The 21,510-nt window shown below is 61.3% G+C and carries 14 protein-coding genes; 6 read left to right on the top strand and 8 right to left on the bottom strand.

Annotated features, from left to right (window positions below; genetic code table 11):
- Positions 1-9: 9 nt before the first annotated feature.
- The 3 genes from GA0061103_RS29110 to GA0061103_RS29100 all read right to left on the bottom strand — a co-directional run bounded on the left by GA0061103_RS29110 (position 10) and on the right by GA0061103_RS29100 (position 3,740).
- Positions 10-804 carry an FAD binding domain-containing protein gene (locus GA0061103_RS29110; protein ID WP_092717594.1) on the bottom strand — a complete coding sequence of 265 codons (795 nt, stop codon included), beginning with the start codon at positions 802-804 and terminating at the stop codon, positions 10-12.
- A gap of 20 nt (positions 805-824) precedes the next feature.
- Entirely contained in the window at positions 825-3,170 is a 2,346-nt protein-coding gene (locus GA0061103_RS29105; protein WP_092717916.1) for a xanthine dehydrogenase family protein molybdopterin-binding subunit, read from the bottom strand.
- Positions 3,171-3,251: 81 nt separating this feature from the next.
- Positions 3,252-3,740: a (2Fe-2S)-binding protein gene (locus GA0061103_RS29100; protein ID WP_092717591.1), complete on the bottom strand. Its 489-nt coding sequence runs from the start codon at positions 3,738-3,740 to the stop codon at positions 3,252-3,254.
- Positions 3,741-4,036: 296 nt separating this feature from the next.
- Between GA0061103_RS29100 and GA0061103_RS29095 the strand changes: the two genes are divergently transcribed.
- The 3 genes from GA0061103_RS29095 (at position 4,037) to GA0061103_RS29085 (ending at position 10,831) form a co-directional block, all read left to right on the top strand.
- On the top strand, positions 4,037-4,336 hold the full coding sequence (locus tag GA0061103_RS29095; protein WP_069612891.1) for a glycine zipper domain-containing protein: 300 nt from the start codon (positions 4,037-4,039) through the stop codon (positions 4,334-4,336).
- Positions 4,337-4,655: 319 nt separating this feature from the next.
- On the top strand, positions 4,656-6,581 hold the full coding sequence (locus GA0061103_RS29090; RefSeq protein ID WP_092717588.1) for an autotransporter assembly complex protein TamA: 1,926 nt from the start codon (positions 4,656-4,658) through the stop codon (positions 6,579-6,581).
- Between the two features lie 65 nt (positions 6,582-6,646).
- The gene (locus GA0061103_RS29085; protein WP_092717586.1) at positions 6,647-10,831 is read left to right on the top strand and encodes a translocation/assembly module TamB domain-containing protein; all 4,185 of its coding nucleotides are present in this window, start codon (positions 6,647-6,649) and stop codon (positions 10,829-10,831) included.
- Positions 10,832-11,046: 215 nt separating this feature from the next.
- On the opposite strand, the gene GA0061103_RS29080 is transcribed toward GA0061103_RS29085, so the two are convergent.
- Positions 11,047-11,475, bottom strand: coding sequence for an Lrp/AsnC family transcriptional regulator (locus GA0061103_RS29080; protein ID WP_092717583.1), 429 nt, complete (start codon positions 11,473-11,475; stop codon positions 11,047-11,049).
- Positions 11,476-11,712: 237 nt separating this feature from the next.
- Between GA0061103_RS29080 and rocF the strand changes: the two genes are divergently transcribed.
- From rocF to GA0061103_RS29065, 3 genes are all read left to right on the top strand, one after another.
- Positions 11,713-12,648 (top strand): arginase, encoded by a 936-nt coding sequence (rocF, locus tag GA0061103_RS29075; RefSeq protein WP_092717580.1) that lies wholly within the window; start codon positions 11,713-11,715, stop codon positions 12,646-12,648.
- 372 nt (positions 12,649-13,020) lie between these two features.
- Positions 13,021-13,497: a chemotaxis protein CheW gene (locus GA0061103_RS29070; protein ID WP_092717577.1), complete on the top strand. Its 477-nt coding sequence runs from the start codon at positions 13,021-13,023 to the stop codon at positions 13,495-13,497.
- Between the two features lie 300 nt (positions 13,498-13,797).
- Positions 13,798-15,471 (top strand): methyl-accepting chemotaxis protein, encoded by a 1,674-nt coding sequence (locus tag GA0061103_RS29065; RefSeq protein ID WP_092717574.1) that lies wholly within the window; start codon positions 13,798-13,800, stop codon positions 15,469-15,471.
- Positions 15,472-15,548: 77 nt separating this feature from the next.
- On the opposite strand, the gene GA0061103_RS29060 is transcribed toward GA0061103_RS29065, so the two are convergent.
- The 4 genes from GA0061103_RS29060 to fdhF all read right to left on the bottom strand — a co-directional run bounded on the left by GA0061103_RS29060 (position 15,549) and on the right by fdhF (position 21,509).
- Entirely contained in the window at positions 15,549-17,210 is a 1,662-nt protein-coding gene (locus GA0061103_RS29060) for an OFA family MFS transporter (RefSeq protein ID WP_092717913.1), read from the bottom strand.
- A 106-nt stretch (positions 17,211-17,316) separates the two neighbouring features.
- Complete coding sequence (locus tag GA0061103_RS29055) at positions 17,317-17,583, bottom strand: formate dehydrogenase subunit delta (RefSeq protein ID WP_092717571.1); 267 nt, start codon at positions 17,581-17,583, stop codon at positions 17,317-17,319.
- Positions 17,573-18,400 (bottom strand): formate dehydrogenase accessory sulfurtransferase FdhD, encoded by an 828-nt coding sequence (fdhD, locus tag GA0061103_RS29050; protein ID WP_092717569.1) that lies wholly within the window; start codon positions 18,398-18,400, stop codon positions 17,573-17,575. Before fdhD ends, GA0061103_RS29055 begins: the two co-directional genes overlap by 11 nt.
- 229 nt (positions 18,401-18,629) lie before the next feature.
- Positions 18,630-21,509 carry a formate dehydrogenase subunit alpha gene (gene fdhF, locus GA0061103_RS29045; RefSeq protein ID WP_092717566.1) on the bottom strand — a complete coding sequence of 960 codons (2,880 nt, stop codon included), beginning with the start codon at positions 21,507-21,509 and terminating at the stop codon, positions 18,630-18,632.
- Between the last annotated feature and the right edge of the window lies 1 nt (position 21,510).

Genomic DNA, 21,510 nt, shown 5'->3' with positions numbered 1-21,510 from the left:
ACCGTGAATCTAGGCGGCGGCCACGGCGCGCTTGGCCATGACCTTGATCAGGTTGGCGCGATATTCGGCCGTGGCGTGCAGGTCGGACAGCAGTACCGATGGATCCACAGTCACACTCGTAGCCGCATCCGGCAGCCAGTTCGCCGCAAACGCCTGCTCCAGTTCTGCATGGCGGAACACGCCGTCCGCACCGGCACCGGTCACGGCAACGCGCACGCCCCCTGCCCCCTTGGCGACGAAGACCCCCGTCATCGCATAGCGCGAGGCTGGGTTGGGGAACTTCGCATAGCCGGCCCTTTCCGGCGCGTCGAAGGCGATGGAGGTAATGAGCTCCGCCCCTTCCAGTGCCGTCTCGAACAGACCCTGGAAGAAGTCATCCGCCGCGATCTGGCGCCGATCGGTGATGATGGTGGCATTCAGCGCCAGTATCGCCGAGGGATAATCCGCCGCCGGATCATTGTTGGCGACGGAGCCGCCGATCGTGCCCATGTGCCGGACATGCGGATCGCCGATCATGCCGGCGAGGTCGCAGAGCGCCGGGCAGACCGCGCGGATGGCAGCCGAAGAAGCCACTTCCGCATGGGTGGTCGCCGCCCCGATGGTGACCCTGCGCCCGTCGACGCGTATCCCCTTGATCGAGGGAATATGCCTGAGATCAACGAGATCGCTCGGCGATGCCAGACGCTGCTTCATGGTGGCGATCAGCGTCATCCCACCAGAGACATATTTGCCTTCGTCGGCATCAGACAGAAGCTTGACGGCTTCGTCGACCGAGGAGGCGCGATGGTAATTCGTTGCATACATTGTCCTATCCTCCTCTTGCTTTAGGCCGTGACCCGTGCAGCTTCCCACACCTTGAGCGGGGTCGCCGGCATGGTCAGCGCGTTGTTGCCGATGGCATCGGTAATCGCGTTCATCAGCGCCGGCGGCGAGCCGATGGCGCCCGCTTCGCCGCATCCCTTGATGCCCAGGGGATTGTTCGGGCATGGCGTATTCTGGTGTGAAAGCTGGAAGGACGGCAGATCGTCGGCGCGCGGCATGGTGTAATCCATGAAGCTTGCCGTCAGAAGCTGGCCGTTCTCGTCGTAATGCACGCCCTCCAACAGTGCCTGGCCGATCCCCTGCGCGATGCCGCCATGCACCTGCCCCTCGACGATCATCGGATTGATGATGTTGCCGAAGTCGTCGGCCGCGACGAACTGCACGATCTCGGTCTTGCCCGTTTCCGGATCGACCTCGACCTCGCAGATGTAGCAGCCGGCCGGGAAGGTGAAGTTGGCCGGATCGTAGAAGGCGGTTTCCTTCAGGCCCGGTTCCATGCCGGCGGGCAGGTTGTGGGCTGTGTAGGAGGCGAGCGCCACCTGGAACCAGGGCAACGCCTTGTCGGTGCCCGCCACTTTCACCTCGCCGTTCTCGATGACGATATCGCTTTCGTCGGCCTCCATCAGATGTGCGGCGATCTTCTTTGCCTTCGCCTCCACCTTGTCGAGCGCCTTGACGACGGCGGACATGCCGACGGCGCCGGAGCGCGAACCATAAGTGCCCATGCCCATCTGCACCTTGTCGGTATCGCCATGGACGATGGAGACGCTGTCGATCGGCACGCCGAGGCGATCCGCGACCAATTGCGCAAAGGTCGTCTCATGCCCCTGCCCATGGCTATGCGAGCCGGTGAGCACTTCGATGGTTCCGACCGCATTCACCCGCACCTCGGCTGATTCCCAGAGGCCGACGCCGGCACCGAGCGATCCCACCGCCTGCGAGGGCGCGATACCGCAGGCCTCGATATAGCAGCTCATCCCGATGCCGCGCTTCATGCCTTTGCGGGCAGCCTCTGCCTTACGGGCTGGAAAGCCGGCCCAATCGGCCTGCTGCATGGCGGCGTTGAGCGAAGCTTCGTAGTCACCGGCATCGTAATTCATGATGACGGGCGTCTGGTGGGGGAAGGAGCGGATGAAGTTGATCCTTCTCAGCTCCGCCGGCGATACGCCGAGTTCGCGCGCAGCCGTTTCCACCGTGCGTTCCAGCAGATAGGTCGCCTCCGGCCGTCCTGCCCCGCGATAGGCATCGACAGGCACGGTATTGGTATAGACCGTGCGCACATTGGCGTGGATTGCCGGGATATCATATTGGCCGGACAGCAGCGTCGCATAGAGATAAGTCGGCACCGCCGACGAGAAGAGCGACATATAGGCGCCGAGATTGGCGATCGTGTCGACCTTGAGCGCCGTCATCCGATTTTGCGCATCGAAGGCCATCTTGACCTTGGAGACATGATCGCGGCCATGCGCATCGGTCAAGAAGGCTTCCGTGCGATCGGCCGTCCATTTGACCGGCACGCCGGTTTTCTTCGATGCCCAGAGGCAGACGATCTCTTCCGGATAGATGTAGATCTTCGAGCCGAAGCCGCCGCCGACGTCAGGCGCGATGACGCGCAGCTTGTTTTCCGGCGCGACATTGTAGAAGGCGCTCATGACGAGGCGAGCCACATGCGGGTTCTGGCTGGTCGTGTAGCAGGTATAATGGTCCTCGGCCGCATCATAGATGCCGAGCGTGGCGCGCGGCTCCATGGCATTCGGCGAGAGACGATTGTTATGGAGTTCGATCTCGGTGACATGCGCGGCCTCGGCAATCGCCTTGTCGGTCGCCGCCGCATCGCCCAGTTCCCAGTCGAAGATCAGATTATCCGGCGCTTCCGGATGGATCTGCGGCGCGCCCGCTTTCAGCGCGTCCACCGCCTCGACGACGGCAGGCAGCTCCTCATAATCGATCTCTACGGCTTCCGCCGCATCGCGTGCCTCGCCAAGACTGTCGGCAACGACGATGGCGACGGCATCGCCGACATAGCGGACCGTGTCGACCGCCAGGGGTCGCCAGGCACCCATCTTCATCGGCGAACCGTCTCTCGAATGGATCATCCAGCCGCAGATCAGGTTACCAATACCGTCATCGAGCAATTGCTTGCCGTCGAGCACGCCGATCACGCCCGGCATGGAGAGTGCCGCCGATGCATCGATGCCTTTGATCTTCGCATGCGCATGCGGGCTGCGAACGAAATAGGCGTATTTCATTCCCGGCGTCACCATGTCGTCGGTGTAGCGCCCCTTGCCCGTCAGAAATCGCTTGTCTTCCTTGCGCGCCACACGCGCGCCAATGCCTTCAACGCCCATCACATCCTCCATTGGGGTTCCGGGCCTGGCAATCCGCCAAGATCATGGTCCAGGCGTTCAGCCAGACGGTCTCGGTGGAAATTATTCGGCCGCTTGGCTTGCGGCGTTCATGGCGGCATTGGCTGAAAGCACCGCCTTGACGATATTGTGATAGCCGGTGCATCGACAGATATTGCCTTCGAGCTCGCTGCGCACCGTCTTTTCGTCCAGCTTGCCGCCATGACGATTGATCATGTCGACAGAGGTCATCACCATGCCAGGGGTACAGAAGCCGCATTGCAGGCCGTGATGCTCCTTGAAAGCGGCCTGAACCGGATGCAGTTCGCCATTGGCGGCGAGACCCTCGATGGTTGTGATCTTGGAGCCGGAAGCCTGGACGGCCAGGATGGAACAGCTCTTCACCGACTTGCCGTCCATGTGTACGACGCAGGCGCCGCACTGGCTGGTGTCGCAGCCGACATGGGTTCCGGTCAGGCCGAGTTTTTCCCTGATGAAATGGACAAGCAGCGTACGATCCTCGCACTCGCTGCTGACCGAACGGCCGTTCACCGTCAAAGTCACTTTTGCCATATTTTCCTCCTCGCCTCTCCTCCAGAGGCAAGGAACATCATTTGACTTTTTCGCAATCCAATCAACCTCTACTTTAGAGAGGAAACGGATTTTCTGCGTCCTGTCGAGGGTTTTATTCTGCGAAGCTGAGCTCGCCTTTGTTCAGCAATAAAAAAACTGACGCCCACCAATAGACAATCATATTTTGCACGATATTTTCTATCATTGCAGGACTGCAAGACAGCCCATCGTGGTGGAGCTGAAGAATTGGGACGACGTTGGCCGGGGTTCGGCTTAACTAACGTTGGAGAGAGTAAATGAAAAAAGTTCTTATGCTCGCACTGGTCGGCTTGTCTATCGCAAGCTGCACGCCGACCGAACAGGGCGCAGGCATCGGCGCAGCATCCGGCGCGATCATCGGCGGCGCAGTCACCGGCAACGTCCGTGGCGCGGCAGTCGGCGCAGCGATCGGCGGCGTCTCCGGCGCCGTCATCGGCAGCGTCCAGGAGCAGCCCGGCCAGTGCTACTACCGCGACCGCTACGGTCGTCGCTACATCGACGATTGCCCGCGCGGCGGCTATCGCGGTGGCTACGGCGGCGGTTACGGCGGCTACTGATCGATCTTCGCACGAAGTTTTCGAAGTCCCGGACCGCAAGTCCGGGACTTTTTGATTCCGGCCGATAAATAGCAGTGACGCCCGCATCAAACCCGCCTGTCGCATGGCCGGGACAACCCTTGGACACTATTTTTTAGACCAATCGAATATACAAAAACCCTGGCGGAAACATTGGCGTTTCACCCAGTAACGGGCATATTTTCCCGGTTTTTGACTCCAAAACGGTACACCTCAGAGACTTTTGCCTCTATGGTGGCCGCGCGTTAACTCCCGGGAAACGTCAAACTGAGTAAGTTCTCATGTAACCGTAAAGCGGCGTATGCATAAAAGAACTGAACCGAGAAAGAGTATTGCGTATCGGCAGGCAGGAACCGTGGCAGCGGTTGCGGCAGCGCTTGCGCTCGGTCCGTTGTGCGCCCAAAATGCCTTTGCGTTCAAGCTCTTCGGCATGAGACTCTGGGGTGAGGACGAAACGGCGGATCAGGTTTCCGATCCGGTCCATTACACGGTGGATTTCAAGTCCGATAATCTCGACAAGGACCTCAAGGACGCATTGAGCGAAAGCTCGATGCTGATCTCCGACGAAAAGAAGCCGGTATCCGGCGACCTTGGCGTCGTCGTGAAGGCGCGTGACGATCGCGATCGCCTGATCGCAGCGCTTTACGAAAAGGGCCGTTACGGCGGCGTGGTCACCATTGCCGTCAACGGCACCCCGATCGATGCTTTGCCCCCGACGCCGACCTTCAGCCGCACCAAGCCCGTTGCCGTCACGATCAGCGTCAATCCCGGTCCTGTCTTCAAGCTCGGCAGGATCAGCCTGCTTGGCGACGCCGCCAGTCTGAATCCGGCTAATTATGGCCTCGTGCGCGGCGGCGATGCCGGCTCGCTGACTATTCTGAAGGCGGGCGACAAGATGGTCGCCGACTTCAAGAAGGAGGGCCATCCGCTCGCCAAGCTCGACAAGCGCGACGTCGTCGCCGATCACGCGAGCAATACGGTCGATGTTTCGCTGAAGGTCGAAAGCGGCCCCGTCGCTCCCTTCGGCAATGTCGGCGTCACCGGCCAGAAATCGGTCGATCCAGATTTCATCAAGCGCTATGCCCGCATCAACGAGGGCAAGCCCTACTCGCCCGACGAGCTGAAGAAGGCTTCGGACCGCCTGAGGAAACTCGGTGTCTTCTCCAGCGTCACCATCCGCGAGGCCGACAAGCTGGCGCCGGATGGCAGCATCCCGACCACCATTGAGGTCTCGGAAGGCAAGCAGCGCTTCTTCGGCGCCGGCGCACAATATTCCACCATCGACGGTTTCGGCCTGCAGGGTTATTGGGGCCACCGCAATCTGACGGGACGCGCCGATTCGCTGCGCATCGAAGGATCGGTATCCCGCATCGGCGAGACCACGGATGTCGGCCAGCTAGATTATACCGCCGGCATCACCTATGTCCGGCCGGCGACCTTCTATCCCTCGGCAACCTTTACCGCCGGCCTCAAGATGCAGAGCCTGCACCCGGACGCCTACGACGCCAACACTGTGACGGCGAGCGGCGGTCTTGCCTATGAGATCAACGATCAGGATACGGTATCTGCCGGTGGCGAAGTGTCTTATGAATCGGACACGACCGACGCCTTCGGAAAACATAATTATCTGACGATCGCGATTCCGCTCGAATATGTTCGCGACACGCGCGACAACAAGCTGGACCCGACCGAAGGCTACCGCGCCTCGATCAGCGCCAAGCCGAGCTACGAGGCGATGGGTGGCTCGATCTTCAGCTCCTTCGAGGGATCGATCAGCGGCTACAAGGGCGTCGGCGCCAACAATAACGTCGTCTTTGCCGGCAAACTTGCCGCCGGCACGCTGCTGGGCGCAAACAGCATCGAGGACATTCCCGCCACCCGGCGCTTCTATGCCGGTGGCGGTGGTTCGGTGCGCGGCTACAGCTATCAGGAGATCTCGCCCTATAATTCCAACGGTGACGAAACGGGCGGACGCTCCTACGTGACCGCCTCCTTCGAAGCCCGTGTGAAGATCACCGACACGATCGGCGTTGTGCCCTTCGTCGACATGGGCAGCGTCACCGACACCGCCTTCCCCGACTTTTCAGATCTGCGCATTGGCGCTGGCGTCGGCCTGCGCTACGCTACGCCCTTCGGCCCGATCAGGCTCGATGTCGCCATGCCGTTGAAGAAATATAACGGCGGCACATCTTATGGCATCTATGCCGGCATCGGCCAGGCCTTCTGACAGACCGTATAGTTGTCGCGGACGTTTCAGCACACGGTTACAAAATTGAGGTTACTGTCGCTTTCATGAGCATATTGATTCGAATCCTCGGCAGATTGGTGCGCTGGATCGCCTACGCGGTCGTGGCGATCCTTGTGCTCGTGGTTGCGGCTGTGCTCGTCGTCGCCCTGGTACCCTCCGCAACCGGTTATGCCGTCGACCAGGTGGCGAAGCTCGCATCTACGCCGGATCGCACCATCGCCATCGCTGCGCCCTCCGGGCTGCTGAACGGCAATCTGAGGGTCGGTTCGATCACTGTGTCCGACACGAAAGGCTCCTATGCCAAGGTACAGAACCTTGCCATCGACTGGTCTCCGCTGTCTTTGCTGACCGGCACCTTCCATGCTGATCGTGTCGCGGCCGATGTCGCCGATTTCGAACGGCTGCCGGTTTCGACGGTCGCAGCCGCACCGGCAACGCAGCCGGCAAGCTCCAACGGTTTCTCCCTGCCCATCGCCATCGATATCGGCAAGATCGCCCTGCCTGACCTGCGCATCGGACAGGCTGTTGCCGGACAGGATTTCATTCTGGCCGCCGATGGCAGCGTCAAGGCAAACAGCAGCAGCATGGGTTTGACGCTCAATGCCTCCAGGCATGATGTGCCCGATGCCAAGCTTTCCGCCGATATCGCCTTCGCACCGACCGAGAACCAGCTGAAGCTGAAAACGCAGATTTCAGAACCGCGCGACGGCATGCTGGCCGGCCTTCTGCACCTGCCGGGCGGCCCGGCCGTCAATATCGATCTTTCCGGTGACGGACCTCTCTCCAATTGGGCCGGCAAGCTGCAGGCAGCACTCGACGGCAAGCCGACAGTCGCCATCACTGGCCGCCACAGCCTCTCCAACGACGGCCTGCACCACATCGACGTCAAGGGCGGCGGCGATGTCGATTCGCTTCTGCCGCCGACCATGCGGGCGCTCTTTGCCGGCCAGACCACGATCGATCTGTCGGCAACCTTCGACGGCAAGGGCAAGATCGACATCCAGACCGGCAATCTTGCCACCGGCAGCGCCGTGCTTGCCGCATCGGGCACGCTGGATCCTGCCGGCAACAACAGCCTCAATGCCAATCTAATCGGCACCTCCGGCCCCGTCGACTTCCGCTGGCCCATGGAAGACGGCGAAGTCCGCGCCCTGATTTCGCGGGTCGACATCGCGCTGACGGGTGCTGCTCAATCGGTTAAGATCGATGTCAAGGCCGCGCTCGACAGCGCCAGCACGCCGCAGGGCAATATCGGACAGATCAATCTCAGCGCCCGAAGCGATGCCTTCAACCTCACCGGCATGTCCGGCCCGCTGCAGCTTCGTCTCGTCGTCGGCCAGACGGCTTTCGTCAGCCCCGACCTCAATCGTCTCATCCGCGCGCCGATCGCGCTGACCGCACCATTGCAGCTCTCGCCCGATACGATCGGCTTCAACAATACGACGCTCGAAAGCGCCAGCATCGGCGGCACCGTCAACGGCAAATACACGCTGTCGTCCAAAGCGCTGACGGGCAATTTCAAGCTTTTCGCCCTACCCGGCGTTCTGCCGGACAGCGTTTCGGACAAATTCGAAGGCACGATCTCCCTGGAAGGCCAGGTCGCCGGCACGGTGCCGACCAAGATGACGCTCTCCAATCTTGCGGTGAAATCCAACGTCGCAGAGATCAACGGCAACGTCGCACTCAACGAGCAATCGCTGACATCGGATCTATCCGGTAAGGTGCTCGACCTTTCCAAGCTCGTCCCGAACGCGCAGGGACAGGCCGATATCGGCCTCAAGGCCAAGGGGCCGCTGAGCGCGCTCGGCATCGACGCGACCGTCAAGGCCGTCAATGTCAAGCTCGCGGGACGATTGCTGGATACGCTTGACCTCAACGTGACCGGCACTGCCGATCCCAAGGCACCACAGGCGAAGGTTCAAGCGAGCGGTGCGATCGACGGCAAGCCGATCCGCATCACTGCTGACGCTGTTTCCAAGGATGGCCGCACCAGCATTCCATCGCTGGCAGCCGAAATCGGTACCAACAAGCTGCAGGGCAAGCTTGATCTTTCATCGAGCTTCGAGCCGACAGGTGCACTGACCTTCGACCTGCCGGATCTCAGCCTGCTGGCCGCACTTGCCGGGCAGAAGGCCGAGGGTGACCTCAAGGGCTCGCTCGATATCGCCAGCGCTAACGGCAAGATCGGCCTGAAAGTCAATGCCGCCGGCAGCGGCATCCGCCGCGACGATCTCGTCATCAGTAAGCCGGCCGTGGCGCTGGCCGTCGATGATCTCAAGGCCTTCTCCGCCGATGGCAGCATCCGCGCCGATACGATCGCCTCCGGCGCCAACCGCATCGCCGATCTCAACCTGACCTTCGCCCAGCAGGGCAGCCGCACGGATTTCGACCTGAAATCGACCTATGACAACGCACCGCTGACGACACGCGGCAGCGTCGAAACAGCCGGCGGCCAGACGACGATGAACCTCGACTCGTTTGCAGGCGCACCGCGCACGATACCGGTGAAACTCGCATCGCCGACAAGGATCGTCATCAAGGACGGCATCGCCTCGCTAAACGGCCTGACCCTCCAGACCGGTGGCGGTTCGGTGACGGTCGACGGCACCGCGGGCCAAACCCTGAACATCAATGCCAGGATCGCCAACCTGCCCGCGAGCCTTGCCAATGTCTTTGCGCCGACGCTTGCGGCGGAGGGCATGATCTCGGGCACCGTGGCGGTCACCGGCAAGGCGACCTCTCCTGCGGTCGTGTTCCAGACCAATTGGTCGGGCGCCGCCACGAGCCAGACGAAATCCGCCGGCCTCGCACCGCTCGGTATCAAGGCCGACGGCAAGTTCGCCGAGAACGTCGTCACCATCAACACCAACCTGACCGGCCAGAGCGGCTTGGCGCTGAATGGTGGCGGCACCGTCGCCATTGCCGGCAACAAGGCGATGGCGCTGAAGTTTGCCGGTAATCTGCCGTTCGACGCCTTGGCGGGCCAGCTGGCCGCCCAGGGCCTGGTCATGACGGGTACGGCGAAAATCGACATGCAGATCGGCGGCACGACGGCGGCACCTGCTATTACCGGCTCGATCACCACCGACGGCGCCAAGCTGGTCGATGTTCGGCGAAACCTGACGCTCAGCGGCCTTGCCGTCACTGTAACACTCGACGGCAGGCAGGCCGTCATCTCGCGGCTAAGCGGCAATCTCACCAGCGGCGGCAGCATTTCCGGCAGCGGCACGGTCGGCATTACCCCGGATAGCGGCTTCCCTGCCGATATCCAGATGAAGTTCAGCAACGCGACCTATGTCGACGGGACCCTCGTCGCCGCAACCGTCAACGGCACGCTCGGCGTCAAGGGACCGCTGATGACCGCGCCGATGCTGACGGGCAATCTCAGGATCAACAAGGCATCGATCACCGTGCCGCAGAAGCTGCCAGCCTCGCTGTCGGAGATCAACATCAAGCACAAGAATGCCCCCGCTGCGGTCAATGCCCAGTTCAAGGATCAGAAGCCGGAGGCGCCTCGCAGCAAATCGACCACACTCGGCATCGATCTGCAGCTCGATGCCCCCTCGCAGATTTTCGTGCGCGGCCGCGGCATCGATGCCGAACTCGGCGGCAGCATCACCGTGCGCGGCACGGCAGCAGAACCAATCGTATCCGGCGGTTTCACCATGCGGCGCGGACGTCTGACCATCTTGAGCCGCCGGCTGGATTTCACTGATACCAGCAAGATCACCTTCGGCGGCGACCTGACGCCGGCGCTCAACATGGAAGCAACATCGACGGCAGGCTCCACCACCATAACGGTCGATGTCACCGGTCTGGCGACCGACCCGCAGATCGGCTTCTCCTCATCGCCGGCCCTGCCGCAGGATGAGGTGCTGGCGCAGCTGATCTTCGGCCAGTCCATGTCGAAACTATCGGCCATGCAGATCGCCCAGCTTGCCGATGCGGCAAGCCAGCTGGCCGGCGGCCGCTCCACTTCGCTGTTCGAAGGCCTGCGCAGCCATCTCGGCGTCGACGATCTCGACATCTCGACGGATGCGAACGGCCAGGCACAGGTCGGCGCCGGCAAGTATCTGAACAAACGCACCTATATCGAACTGCAGCAGGGCGCCTCCAACAACACCAAGGCGATCATCAACCTCAATGTCGGTCGCGGCGTAAAGCTGCGTGGCGCGGCGGGTTCGGACGGCGCCGGCGAAGCCGGCATCGTTTACGAGCATGAATACTGAGAAGATCTCGCGCTTTTCTGCTCAAGCCAATGCGCGGCCACCTCGCCTTTCGAGGCTTTGCCGCTTTCGCCGACGCTCAATCGTCAAAGCACCTCAGGGTGAGACGGGAAGAGTTTTGCCGCCACGCATAGAAGATCAGCCCTCATGCCGAGGTGCGTAGACCGAAAGGCCGGAGCCTCGAAGCAAGAAGGCGGGTGACTCCTCCCGAAAAATAATCAAAAGCCCATCTTGCTGGTCTTCAGCAAAATATTGGATTCGGTCGTGTTGATGCCGTTGATGAGCCTGATACGGCGCAGCGTCTCGTCGAACGAGGCAAGATCGCGATCCTCGAGTTCGGCAATGAAATCCCATTTGCCGTTGGTGCTGTGCAAGGCTCTCACCTGCGGCAGGCCGCGAAGCTGATCGGCGACCTTGTCGGCCAGCTTGCCGAGCACCTCGATCAAGACAATCGCCCTGACGCCGGCGGCGCGGGTCTCGTGGCCGGTGCGGATGGTGAAGGCGGCAATCGTGCCGTTTTCGACAAGCCGTTCGATACGGGCGGCCACGGTCGCGCGCGATGCGCCGGTCGCAGCAGCCAGGGAAGAAACGGAGATACGCGCATTGTTGCGCAGCGCACTCAGGAGGTCGCGATCGAGGTCATCCATATGGCTTGTCATTCTGCTAAATCGAATTGATCAATCTGTCAAAAGCTAGTCTATTTTCGGCAATTTTCCATCTTTTTGCTGTCATGCAGACAATCGATAATGCGCCCGACATCATACCGGGCGGTTCGGCTCTTCACGGATTCCCCGAACCGCTCTATCTCATTGTTTTCTCGCAATTCCGGATGAAAAGCCGCTGCGGCCTTTTCCGGAATCGCTCTAACCCTCGGAGCAACGCCGATGAATACGCAATCCACTCCCGTTACCCTGATCGGCGTTCCCCTGGAGGAAGGCTCCGGCCGCCGCGGCGCCGGCATGGGTCCGACGGCGCTCCGCATCGCAGGCATCGAAACCACACTGACCGAACTTGGCCATCGTGTCACGGATAGCGGCGACCTGCATCCGGCGCCGGCAGCGGATTTGCCGGAGCATCCCGACGCCCACAATCTGAAGATCGTCGGCGCTTTCACGCGTGCGCTGGAGGCGAAGGTCTATGACGTCGCCTCATCGGGCGGCTTCCCGCTGATCCTTGGTGGCGACCACAGCCTCTCCATGGGCAGCGTCTCCGGCATGGCCCGCCACGCAGCGGAAGTCGGTCGTCCGCTCTTCGTGCTCTGGCTCGACGCTCACTCCGATTTCAATTCGCCCGCCACCTCGCCATCGGGCAATATTCACGGCATGCCTGTCGCCTACTATTGCGGCGAGGCGGAGATAGAAGGCGTTCTGCCGGCCGGGCGGCCGCTGGTCGATCCGACGAAGGTCTTCCAGGTTGGCATCCGTTCCGTCGACCCGCGCGAGCGCGAGGAAATTCGCGAGCATGGCGTCAACGTCTTCGACATGCGTTCGCTCGACGAGCAGGGCGTGGCCGCCATCATGCGCAAGGTGCTGGATACGGTCAGCGCCGCCAACGGCCTGCTGCATGTCAGCTTCGACGTGGATTTTCTCGATCCCGATATCGCACCGGGCGTCGGAACGACGGTGCCGGGCGGCGCGACCTATCGCGAAGCGCATCTCATCATGGAAATGCTCTCCGACAGCAACCTCGTCTCGTCGCTCGACCTCGTCGAGCTCAATCCGTTCCTCGACGATCGCGGCAAGAGCGCGCGCGTGCTGGTAGAAATGGCGGCAAGCCTCTTCGGGCGGCGCATCTTCGATCGCCCGACCCGGGCCGCCTGAGGCGCTGTCCGTCTGGCAGAGGAATCCGGTGGTGGATTGCCGGCGGGCGGCATTCCTATCTGGGGCCACCCTCGTCCTTCGACAGGCTCAGGATGAGGATGGAGGAGGCCCGGTCCTTGATATGGCTTGCCCCTCTTTGGCGGCAGCGCTCAAAAGACCAGCCCTCATGGTGAGGAGGCCCAAAGGGCCGTCTCGAACCACGAGGGCGGGTGGCCGCTCTCCCTTTACAACCTCCATACTTCCAGCATCTTGTTTTGCCAGCCAATACTATTGAAGCCGCTTGTATAGGTTTAGGTTTAAGCAATCTTCTTGCTCTATCGTGCCAAATAACGCGCCGCATTCGGCGTCACGGGTTCAATGGGAAGAACGTTCATGGCCACGATCAATTCCACCAGCTTCAGCGGCGATACTCTGGAGATCATTGCCTTCCGGCTGCATGATCAGGAATTCTGCGTCAAGACCACCACGATCCGCGAAATCCGCGGCTGGGCACCGTCGACGCCGATCCCGCATGCGCCAGCCGATGTCATCGGCGTCATGAACCTGCGCGGTTCGGTCATCCCGATCATCGACCTTGCCTACAAGCTCGGCATGCAGAGCACGGTCGCCAACGAGCGCAGCGCCATCGTCGTCGCCGAAGTGCACAATATGGTCATCGGCATGCTGGTCGATCGCGTCTCCGATATCCTGACGATCGCTTCCGAACAGGTTCAGCCCGTTCCGGAAGTCACGGCCTCCTTCGATCGCGCTTATTGCGAAGGCATCATCGCCACCGAGAACGGCATGATCTGCTTTCTGAACCTCGCCAAGATGTTCAAGGAAAACGAGGCAGACGAACTGGCTGCGTAACTTCAAGCAATAGTCCTCTTTTAAGAAACCGCCGCCCTCTCGCGGCGGTTTTTTTATTATCCCCTAATTTTAGTTCATTATATTTTATTTAAATTATAATTTCTAATAAGCTAATTTTTACTCAAAATTAAAGGAGGCAACTCCATCATCGATTGTGAAGCGAGGAAAGAAAATACAATCTCAACATTCCGACCATCCCTTGCGGAACGTCGTCTTTCGGCGCGCCGGCGAGCGCGGCCGCCCGCTTCGATGCCATTAATCGACGCAAGACAAACGCGAGCTTTCTAAGAGGGAATAGGAATGTTCAGTCTATCATCGGATGCCAGCCGCATTCTTTCCGCCGTTTCCAAATCGCAGGCTATCATTGAATTCGACCTTCAAGGTAAGATACTGACTGCAAACGAGAATTTCTGCCGCGCGCTGGGCTATGAGCTGAAGGAAATCGTCGGCAATCATCACCGGATGTTCTGCGATCCCGCCTATGTGACAACCCCTGCCTATCATGACTTCTGGGCGCGTCTCGGCCGTGGCGAATATGATGCCGGCACCTACAAGCGTCTTGCCAAGGGCAATCGCGAGATCTGGATACAGGCCTCCTACAACCCCGTCTTCCGCAACGGAAAACCGGTGAAGGTTGTAAAATTCGCCGCCGATGTCACCGAAGCCAAGAAGAAGGCGATCGACGATGCCAGTAAGCTCGAGGCGCTCTCGCGCTCGCAAGCCGTCATCGAATTCCTGCCGACCGGCGAAATCCGGACGGCGAACGAGAACTTCTGCAATGCCATGGGCTATCAACTCGCCGAGATCGTCGGCAAGCATCACAGCATTTTCTGCGACCCTGCCTATGCCCGCACCGAGGAATACAAGCGCTTCTGGCAAAGCCTGGCGCAGGGCGAGTTCATCGCCAATGAATTCGTCCGCTACGGCAAGGGCGGCAAGGAAATCTGGATTCAGGCGGCCTATAATCCCATCGTCGATGCCGAGGGCAGGGTCTACAAGGTCGTGAAGTTCGCGACAGACGTTACCTCGCGCATGAGCGCCATCAGCGAGCTTGCCGCAGCACTCCGCAGCCTGTCGGAAGGCGACCTCACAAAAACACTCGAGCGCCCCTTCGTGCCCTCCATGGAGCAGCTTCGCCGCGATTTCAACGCGACGATCGAAAAGCTTTCCGAGACGCTGACCACCGTCGGCCACAATGCCAGCGCCATTGCCGCCGGCTCGCGCGAGCTCGGCGATTCGGCCGAGGCCTTCTCAAGACGCACAGAACAGCAGGCAGCTTCCGTGGAAGAAACGGCGGCAGCCCTGGAGGAAATCACCACGACGGTCGCCGATTCCAGCCAGCGGGCCGAGGAAGCCGGGCGTCTGGTGGCAGAGACCAAGCGCGGCGCCGAACAATCCGGCACGGTGGTCCGCAACGCCGTCGCCGCCATGGATCAGATCGAGAAGTCCTCCCGCGAAATCACCAATATTATCGGCGTCATCGATGACATCGCCTTCCAGACTAACCTTCTGGCCTTGAATGCCGGCGTCGAGGCGGCACGAGCCGGCGAGGCTGGCAAAGGCTTTGCCGTCGTGGCGCAGGAGGTACGCGAGCTGGCACAACGCTCGGCCAGCGCCGCCAAGGAGATCAAGGCACTCATCACCGCCTCGAGCGAGCACGTCAGGAACGGCGTCGGCCTTGTCGGCCAGACAGGCAAGGCACTGGAAGAGATCGTCACCCAGGTCGGCGACATCAACACCAACGTCGCCGCCATCGTGAAGGCTTCGAAGGAACAGACGATCGGCCTTCGGGAAATCAATTCGGCAATCAACTCACTGGATCAGACCACCCAGCAGAACGCTGCCATGGTCGAGGAAAGCACGGCTGCAAGCCTCAGGCTCGCCAACGAGGCGGATGCGCTGCACATGCTGCTGGCCCAATTCCGCCTGGCCGACTCGATGATCCGCGACATGGTCATGCGCCGCGCCGCCTGATCGCCAAACTTGCTGAAAAGCAGGAGGCCGCTCCGAAACTCGGGGCGGCCTCTTCGTTTTTTGGAGGATATCGTCGTTCAGCCGAACAGGGCGTAAGTGCTCTTGATCGTCACCCACACACCCCAGAGCAGCGGAATGCCGACCAGCGCCCAGGCGACCAATGCCTTGCCGTCGAAACCGCCCGTGCCGATGCCGAAGGAGCCGGTGGGGCCTGCATTGGCGGCAGCCGTCTTTGCCTGCAGCGCCGCCACCTCTTCATCCGACATGAACCATTTGTCCGAGAGCGGCTTGACCAGCGAATTGGCAATCAAGCCCAGCGCCAGCATGCCCGCGAGAATATACATGGTGAAGGTGTAGAGCTGTGCACCTTCGACGCCAGCTGCCTTCTGCGCCTCGCGGATATAGTTGACCACGACAGGCCCGATGATGCCGGCGGTCGCCCAGGCCGTCAGCAGCCGGCCATGGATCGCGCCGACGAACTGCGTGCCGAAGATATCGGCGAGATAGGCGGGAACCGTGGCAAAACCACCGCCATACATCGACAGGATGATGCAAAGCGCACCCACGAACAACATCTTGCTATGGATGCCTGCCGCCCAGGGAGCCAGGACATAGAGCGCAATGCCGATGACAAAGAAGCAATAGTAGGTGTTCTTGCGGCCGATCCTGTCGGATAACGACGCCCAGAAGAAGCGCCCGCCGATGTTGAAGAGCGACAGCAAGCCGGCAAAGCCGGCGGCAATCGCCGCGACTGTCGCGATCTGATCCTTGCTGAGATCGGCGAATTTCAGATCCGGCAAGCCGATCAATGCTCCGCCGAAAATCTCCTGCAGCATGGGCGAGGCCATGCCGATGACGCCGATGCCGGCCGAGACGTTGAGGCACAATACCGCCCAGATGAGCCAGAACTGCGGGGTCTTGTGAGCATCGCGAAGGTGCACATGCTTGGTGGTGATCATCGAGCTCTTGGCGGCAGGGGCCGTCCAGCCCTCGGGACGCCAGCCGGCGGGCGGCAGGCGATAGCCGAAGGCCCCGCCCATCATGAAGACGAAATAGATCGCCGCCATGACGATGAAGGTCTGCCAGACGCCGACAGAGCCATCCGTTCGAAAGTGGTTCATCAGCAGGCTCGCGAGCGGCGCTCCGATCATCGCGCCGCCGCCGAAGCCCATGATCGCCATGCCGGTCGCCATGCCGCGCCGGTCCGGAAACCATTTGATCAGCGTCGACACGGGCGAAATATAGCCGAGACCGAGACCGATACCGCCGATGACGCCGGCGCCGATCCACATGATCCAGAGCTGGTGGAAGATGACGCCGATCGCCGCAATCAGGATGCCGCCGCACCAGCAGCAGGCAGCAACCACGCCGGCCTTGCGCGGCCCGACCTTCTCGAGCCACCCACCCCAGATGGCAGCAGAAGAGCCGAGCAGCACGAAGAAGAGCGTATAGATCCAGCCGAGATCGCTGACGCGCCAATCGCAGCTCGTCGTGAACAGGGCAGTGAGAAGATTGAGGCTAGCGCATTCGGCCGGAGCCGGCGTCGGGGTGCCGAGCGCCTTGGAGAGCGGCAGCCAGAAGACACTGAATCCATAAGCCATGCCGATGCAGAGATGGATCGCCAATGCCGCCGGCGGCACCAGCCACCGGTTGAAGCCCGGCTTGGCAATGATGCGCTCACGATCGAGCAGGCCCGCCGTTGTCGCACCTTGGGAAATATTGGTATCCGCAGCCGTCATGAACAACTCCTCCTTGTTTCGAAGACCGGCACCCATTCACTCGACAGGAATCGCATTCGAGGATGAAGCCTCCACTCCCCATCCCAATGCACTATCAATGCTAGTATTAAGCCGACTTAACATCCTCGACCGGCGCCGGCCTGTGGATCAGCGAGGCCGCCTCCAAGACCAAAGGGTTCAGCCCACTGTCTCCATGATCGATGATCATGAAAAGCTGGCGACGCATGCGCGGCTCCCAGAATTTGTTGATGTGCGTGGCAACCCCTTGTACCGCTTCGTTTGCCGGCTGCGTCTTGAAGAAGGTGGCGATCTGGTTCGCCATATAGATAAGCTTGGTTTCGGTCTTGCCGTGCGGCGTTTCGTCAGGCGACATCGGCGATGCTCCCCGTGATGATGCGATGCGGATGGGTGAAAATCTCGAAATCGTCGCCGCGCACCAGCGCAACCAGCGTCATGCCGGCCTCATCGGCCGTACGGATGGCAAGCGCCGTCGGCGCGGAGATGGCGACAAGGACAGAACTGCCCAAGATGGCGGCCTTCTGCACCATCTCGACGGATAGTCTGCTGGTGACGGCCACCACACCTTCCGAGCCGTTGTGGCCGGACCGGATGACCGCTCCGCAGAGCTTGTCCAGCGCATTGTGCCGGCCGACATCCTCGCGCACGGCAAGCAATCCCTCGGACGGAATGTAAAAGCCCGCGCCATGAACGGCACGCGTCTCGCGATGCAGCGGCTGGGCCTCATTGAGAAGTGCGACAGCGCGAACGATGTCCTTGTGCGTCAGCGTCAGCCCGACCTGGGAAACGTCAGGCACCTTGCGCACGGCCTGCTCGATCGATTCGATGCCGCACAGACCGCAGCCGACCGGCCCGGCCATATGACGACGACGCAGCCGCAGCGCGTCCGCCGCATCGTCGACCAGGGTGATCTGCACATCGATCCCCTGCTCGTCTTCGATCGGCTCGATCGCTGCAATCTCATTCATATCGGTGATGATGCCTTCGGTGAGGCTGAAGCCTACGGCGAAATCCTCGATATCTGCGGGTGTCCCCATCATGACCGCATGCGACGTGCCGCCATAGGAAAAAGCGATCGGCACTTCCTCGGGAACGATGCGGGAGCCGGACCGCACCAGGCCGTTGCGGCGGGCGGTTTCGGGGACGGTGGTGGTGGGCGTGAATTTGGTCATTGTCGGACGGGGCGTGGAATACCCCCCTCTGTCACTTCGTGACATCTCCCCCACAAGGGGGGAGATAGGTAACGCGCAGCACTCTCTTGCCTCAAGCGAACATCCAGTCTGCTGAAATCACTGCCTATTGTCTCGCCAGTAACAACCGGCAAACTCCCAACAATCTCCCCCCTTGTGGGGGAGATGTCGCGAAAGCGACAGAGGGGGGTATGTTTCCCCACACTCCGGCTCACTCCGCAGCCTCCATTTTCCCGGCGATACGACGCGACTGCCGGGCCTGCTCGTCGTAATCCACCTGCCACTGCGACGGACCGTTCGACGGCGAGACCTGCACGGCCGTCACCTTGTATTCCGGGCAGTTCGTCGCCCAGTCGGTGTAATCGGTGGTGATGACGTTCGCCTGCGTGTCCGGATGGTGGAAGGTCGTGTAGACGACGCCGGGGGCGACACGGTCGGTAATCAGTGCCCGAAGCGTCGTGTCGCCGGAACGGCTGCTGAGCCTGACCCAGTCGCCTTCGCGGATGCCGCGCTGTTCCGCGTCGTGCGGATGGATTTCAAGGCGATCCTCCGCATGCCAGACGACATTCTCCGTGCGTCGCGTCTGGGCGCCGACATTATACTGGCTGAGGATGCGCCCGGTCGTGAGCAGCAGCGGGAAGCGCGGGCCGGTGCGTTCATCCGTCGGCACATATTCCGTGCGGATGAACTTGCCCTTGCCGCGCACGAAGCCGTCGACATGCATGATCGGCGAGCCGAGCGGCGTCTTCTCGTTGCAGGGCCATTGCACCGAGCCCATCTTCTCCAGATAGTCGTAGGAAACGAGCGCGAAGCTCGGCGTCGTCGCGGCAATCTCGTCCATGATCTCGGAGGGATGCGCGTAGTTCCAGCCAAGCCCCATGGCCTGCGCCATCTTCTGCGTCACTTCCCAGTCGGCATAGCCGTTGCGCGGGGTCATGACCTTGCGCACGCGATTGATGCGGCGTTCGGCATTGGTGAAGGTGCCGTCCTTTTCGAGGAAGGTCGAACCGGGCAGGAAGACATGCGCGTAGTTGGCCGTCTCGTTCAGGAAGAGATCATGGACGACGACGCATTCCATCGCGGCAAGGCCGGCGGCGACATGCTTGGTATCCGGATCGGACTGAAGGATATCCTCGCCCTGGATGTAGATGCCCTTGAACGTGCCCTCGACGGCGGCATCCAGCATGTTCGGGATGCGCAGGCCCGGCTCGTTGTTGAGCTTCACGCCCCAGAGCTTTTCGAAGATATCGCGGGTCGCATCGTCGGAGATGTGGCGATAGCCCGGCAGCTCGTGCGGGAAGGAGCCCATGTCGCAGGAGCCCTGCACGTTGTTCTGGCCGCGCAGAGGGTTCACGCCGACACCCGGACGGCCGATATTGCCCGTGACCATGGCAAGGTTGGCGATCGCCATGACCGTGGTAGAGCCCTGGCTGTGCTCGGTAACGCCGAGGCCATAATAGATCGCGCCATTGCCGCCCTTCGCAAAGAGACGGGCGGCGCCCCGCACGAGCTCGGGAGAAACGCCGGTATACTTTTCCGTTTCTTCCGGGCTGTGCTGCGGCTCGGAAACGAAGGCGGCCCAATCCTCGAATTCGGACCAGTCGCAGCGCTCGCGGATGAATTTCTCGTCGAACAGGCCTTCGGTGACGATCACATGAGCCAGTGCCGTCATCATGGCGACGTTGGTACCGGGCTTCAGTGGCAGATGATAGCTGGCTTCCACATGCGGCGTGCGCACCAGGTCGATGCGGCGCGGGTCGATGACGATGAGCTTGGCGCCCTGGCGCAGCCGCTTCTTCAGGCGCGACCCGAAGACCGGGTGACCATCCGTCGGGTTGGCGCCGATGACGATGACGACGTCGGTATGCTCGACGCTGTCGAAATTCTGCGTACCGGCCGAGGTGCCGAAGGCCTGGCCGAGGCCATAGCCTGTGGGAGAATGGCAGACGCGGGCGCAGGTATCGACATTGTTGTTGCCAAAGCCGGCGCGCACCAGCTTCTGCACGAGATAGGTTTCTTCATTGGTGCAGCGCGACGAGGTGATGCCGCCGATGGAATCGCGGCCATACTGATATTGCAGCCGCTTGAATTCGGTGGCGATATGGGCAAAGGCCTCGTCCCAGGTCACTTCGCGCCAGGGATCGCTGACCTTCTCGCGGACCATCGGGTTGAGGATGCGGTCCTTGTGGGTCGAATAGCCATAGGCGAAACGGCCCTTGACGCAGGAATGGCCGCGATTGGCCTGGCCGTCCTTCCACGGCACCATGCGCACCAGCTCTTCGCCGCGCATCTCCGCCTTGAAGGAGCAGCCGACGCCGCAATAGGCACAGGTGGTGACGACGGAGTGCTCCGGCTGACCGATGGAGATCACGGACTTCTCGGTCAGTGTCGCCGTCGGGCAGGCCTGCACGCAGGCGCCGCAGGAGACGCATTCCGAATCGATGAAATGCTCATGCATGCCCGGCGAGACGCGCGAGCCGAAACCGCGGCCCTCGATGGTCAGCGCGAACGTACCCTGCACTTCCTCGCAGGCGCGCACGCAGCGCGAGCAGACGATGCACTTTGAAGGATCGTAGGTGAAATAAGGGTTCGACTCGTCCTTCGGCATCCACTTCAGATTGATGTCGCCGTTGTTGCGCGCCTTGAGGTGGTTGTCGCCCTCATAGCCATAGCGCACATCGCGCAGGCCGACGGCGCCCGCCATGTCCTGCAGCTCGCAATCGCCATTGGCGGCACAGGTCAGACAGTCGAGCGGATGGTCGGAGATATAGAGCTCCATCACGCCGCGGCGGATATTCTTCAGCCGGCCAGTCTGCGTGTGAACGACGATGCCGGAGGCAACCGGCGTCGTGCACGAGGCCGGTGTACCGTTGCGACCTTCGATCTCCACGAGACAGAGGCGGCAGGAGCCGAAAGCATCGACCATGTCGGTGGCACAGAGCTTCGGCACCTGAATGCCTGCTTCCATCGAGGCGCGCATGATCGACGTGCCCTCGGGCACCGTGATCTGGCGACCGTCGATGGTCAGCGTCACCATGGTTTCGGAGGTAGAGGCAGGCGTGCCGTAATCGATTTCTGGAACGAGGGACATG

Origin of the sequence: Martinezella multihospitum (assembly GCF_900094585.1) — a bacterium.
GTDB lineage: Bacteria > Pseudomonadota > Alphaproteobacteria > Rhizobiales > Rhizobiaceae > Rhizobium > Rhizobium multihospitium.
This window is presented reverse-complemented; position numbering and strand designations above follow the sequence as displayed.

What these genes read in the sequence shown, in the direction of transcription:
- GA0061103_RS29100 (WP_092717591.1), bottom strand. Translation starts at nt 3,740, where the DNA reads ATGGCAAAAGTGACTTTGACGGTGAACGGCCGTTCGGTCAGCAGCGAG.
- GA0061103_RS29090 (WP_092717588.1), top strand. Translation starts at nt 4,656, where the DNA reads ATGCATAAAAGAACTGAACCGAGAAAGAGTATTGCGTATCGGCAGGCA.
- fdhD (WP_092717569.1), bottom strand. Translation starts at nt 18,400, where the DNA reads ATGACCAAATTCACGCCCACCACCACCGTCCCCGAAACCGCCCGCCGC.
- GA0061103_RS29065 (WP_092717574.1), top strand. Translation starts at nt 13,798, where the DNA reads ATGTTCAGTCTATCATCGGATGCCAGCCGCATTCTTTCCGCCGTTTCC.
- GA0061103_RS29110 (WP_092717594.1), bottom strand. Translation starts at nt 804, where the DNA reads ATGTATGCAACGAATTACCATCGCGCCTCCTCGGTCGACGAAGCCGTC.
- rocF (WP_092717580.1), top strand. Translation starts at nt 11,713, where the DNA reads ATGAATACGCAATCCACTCCCGTTACCCTGATCGGCGTTCCCCTGGAG.
- GA0061103_RS29060 (WP_092717913.1), bottom strand. Translation starts at nt 17,210, where the DNA reads ATGACGGCTGCGGATACCAATATTTCCCAAGGTGCGACAACGGCGGGC.
- GA0061103_RS29055 (WP_092717571.1), bottom strand. Translation starts at nt 17,583, where the DNA reads ATGTCGCCTGACGAAACGCCGCACGGCAAGACCGAAACCAAGCTTATC.
- GA0061103_RS29105 (WP_092717916.1), bottom strand. Translation starts at nt 3,170, where the DNA reads ATGGGCGTTGAAGGCATTGGCGCGCGTGTGGCGCGCAAGGAAGACAAG.
- GA0061103_RS29085 (WP_092717586.1), top strand. Translation starts at nt 6,647, where the DNA reads ATGAGCATATTGATTCGAATCCTCGGCAGATTGGTGCGCTGGATCGCC.
- fdhF (WP_092717566.1), bottom strand. Translation starts at nt 21,509, where the DNA reads ATGTCCCTCGTTCCAGAAATCGATTACGGCACGCCTGCCTCTACCTCC.
- GA0061103_RS29080 (WP_092717583.1), bottom strand. Translation starts at nt 11,475, where the DNA reads ATGGATGACCTCGATCGCGACCTCCTGAGTGCGCTGCGCAACAATGCG.
- GA0061103_RS29070 (WP_092717577.1), top strand. Translation starts at nt 13,021, where the DNA reads ATGGCCACGATCAATTCCACCAGCTTCAGCGGCGATACTCTGGAGATC.
- GA0061103_RS29095 (WP_069612891.1), top strand. Translation starts at nt 4,037, where the DNA reads ATGAAAAAAGTTCTTATGCTCGCACTGGTCGGCTTGTCTATCGCAAGC.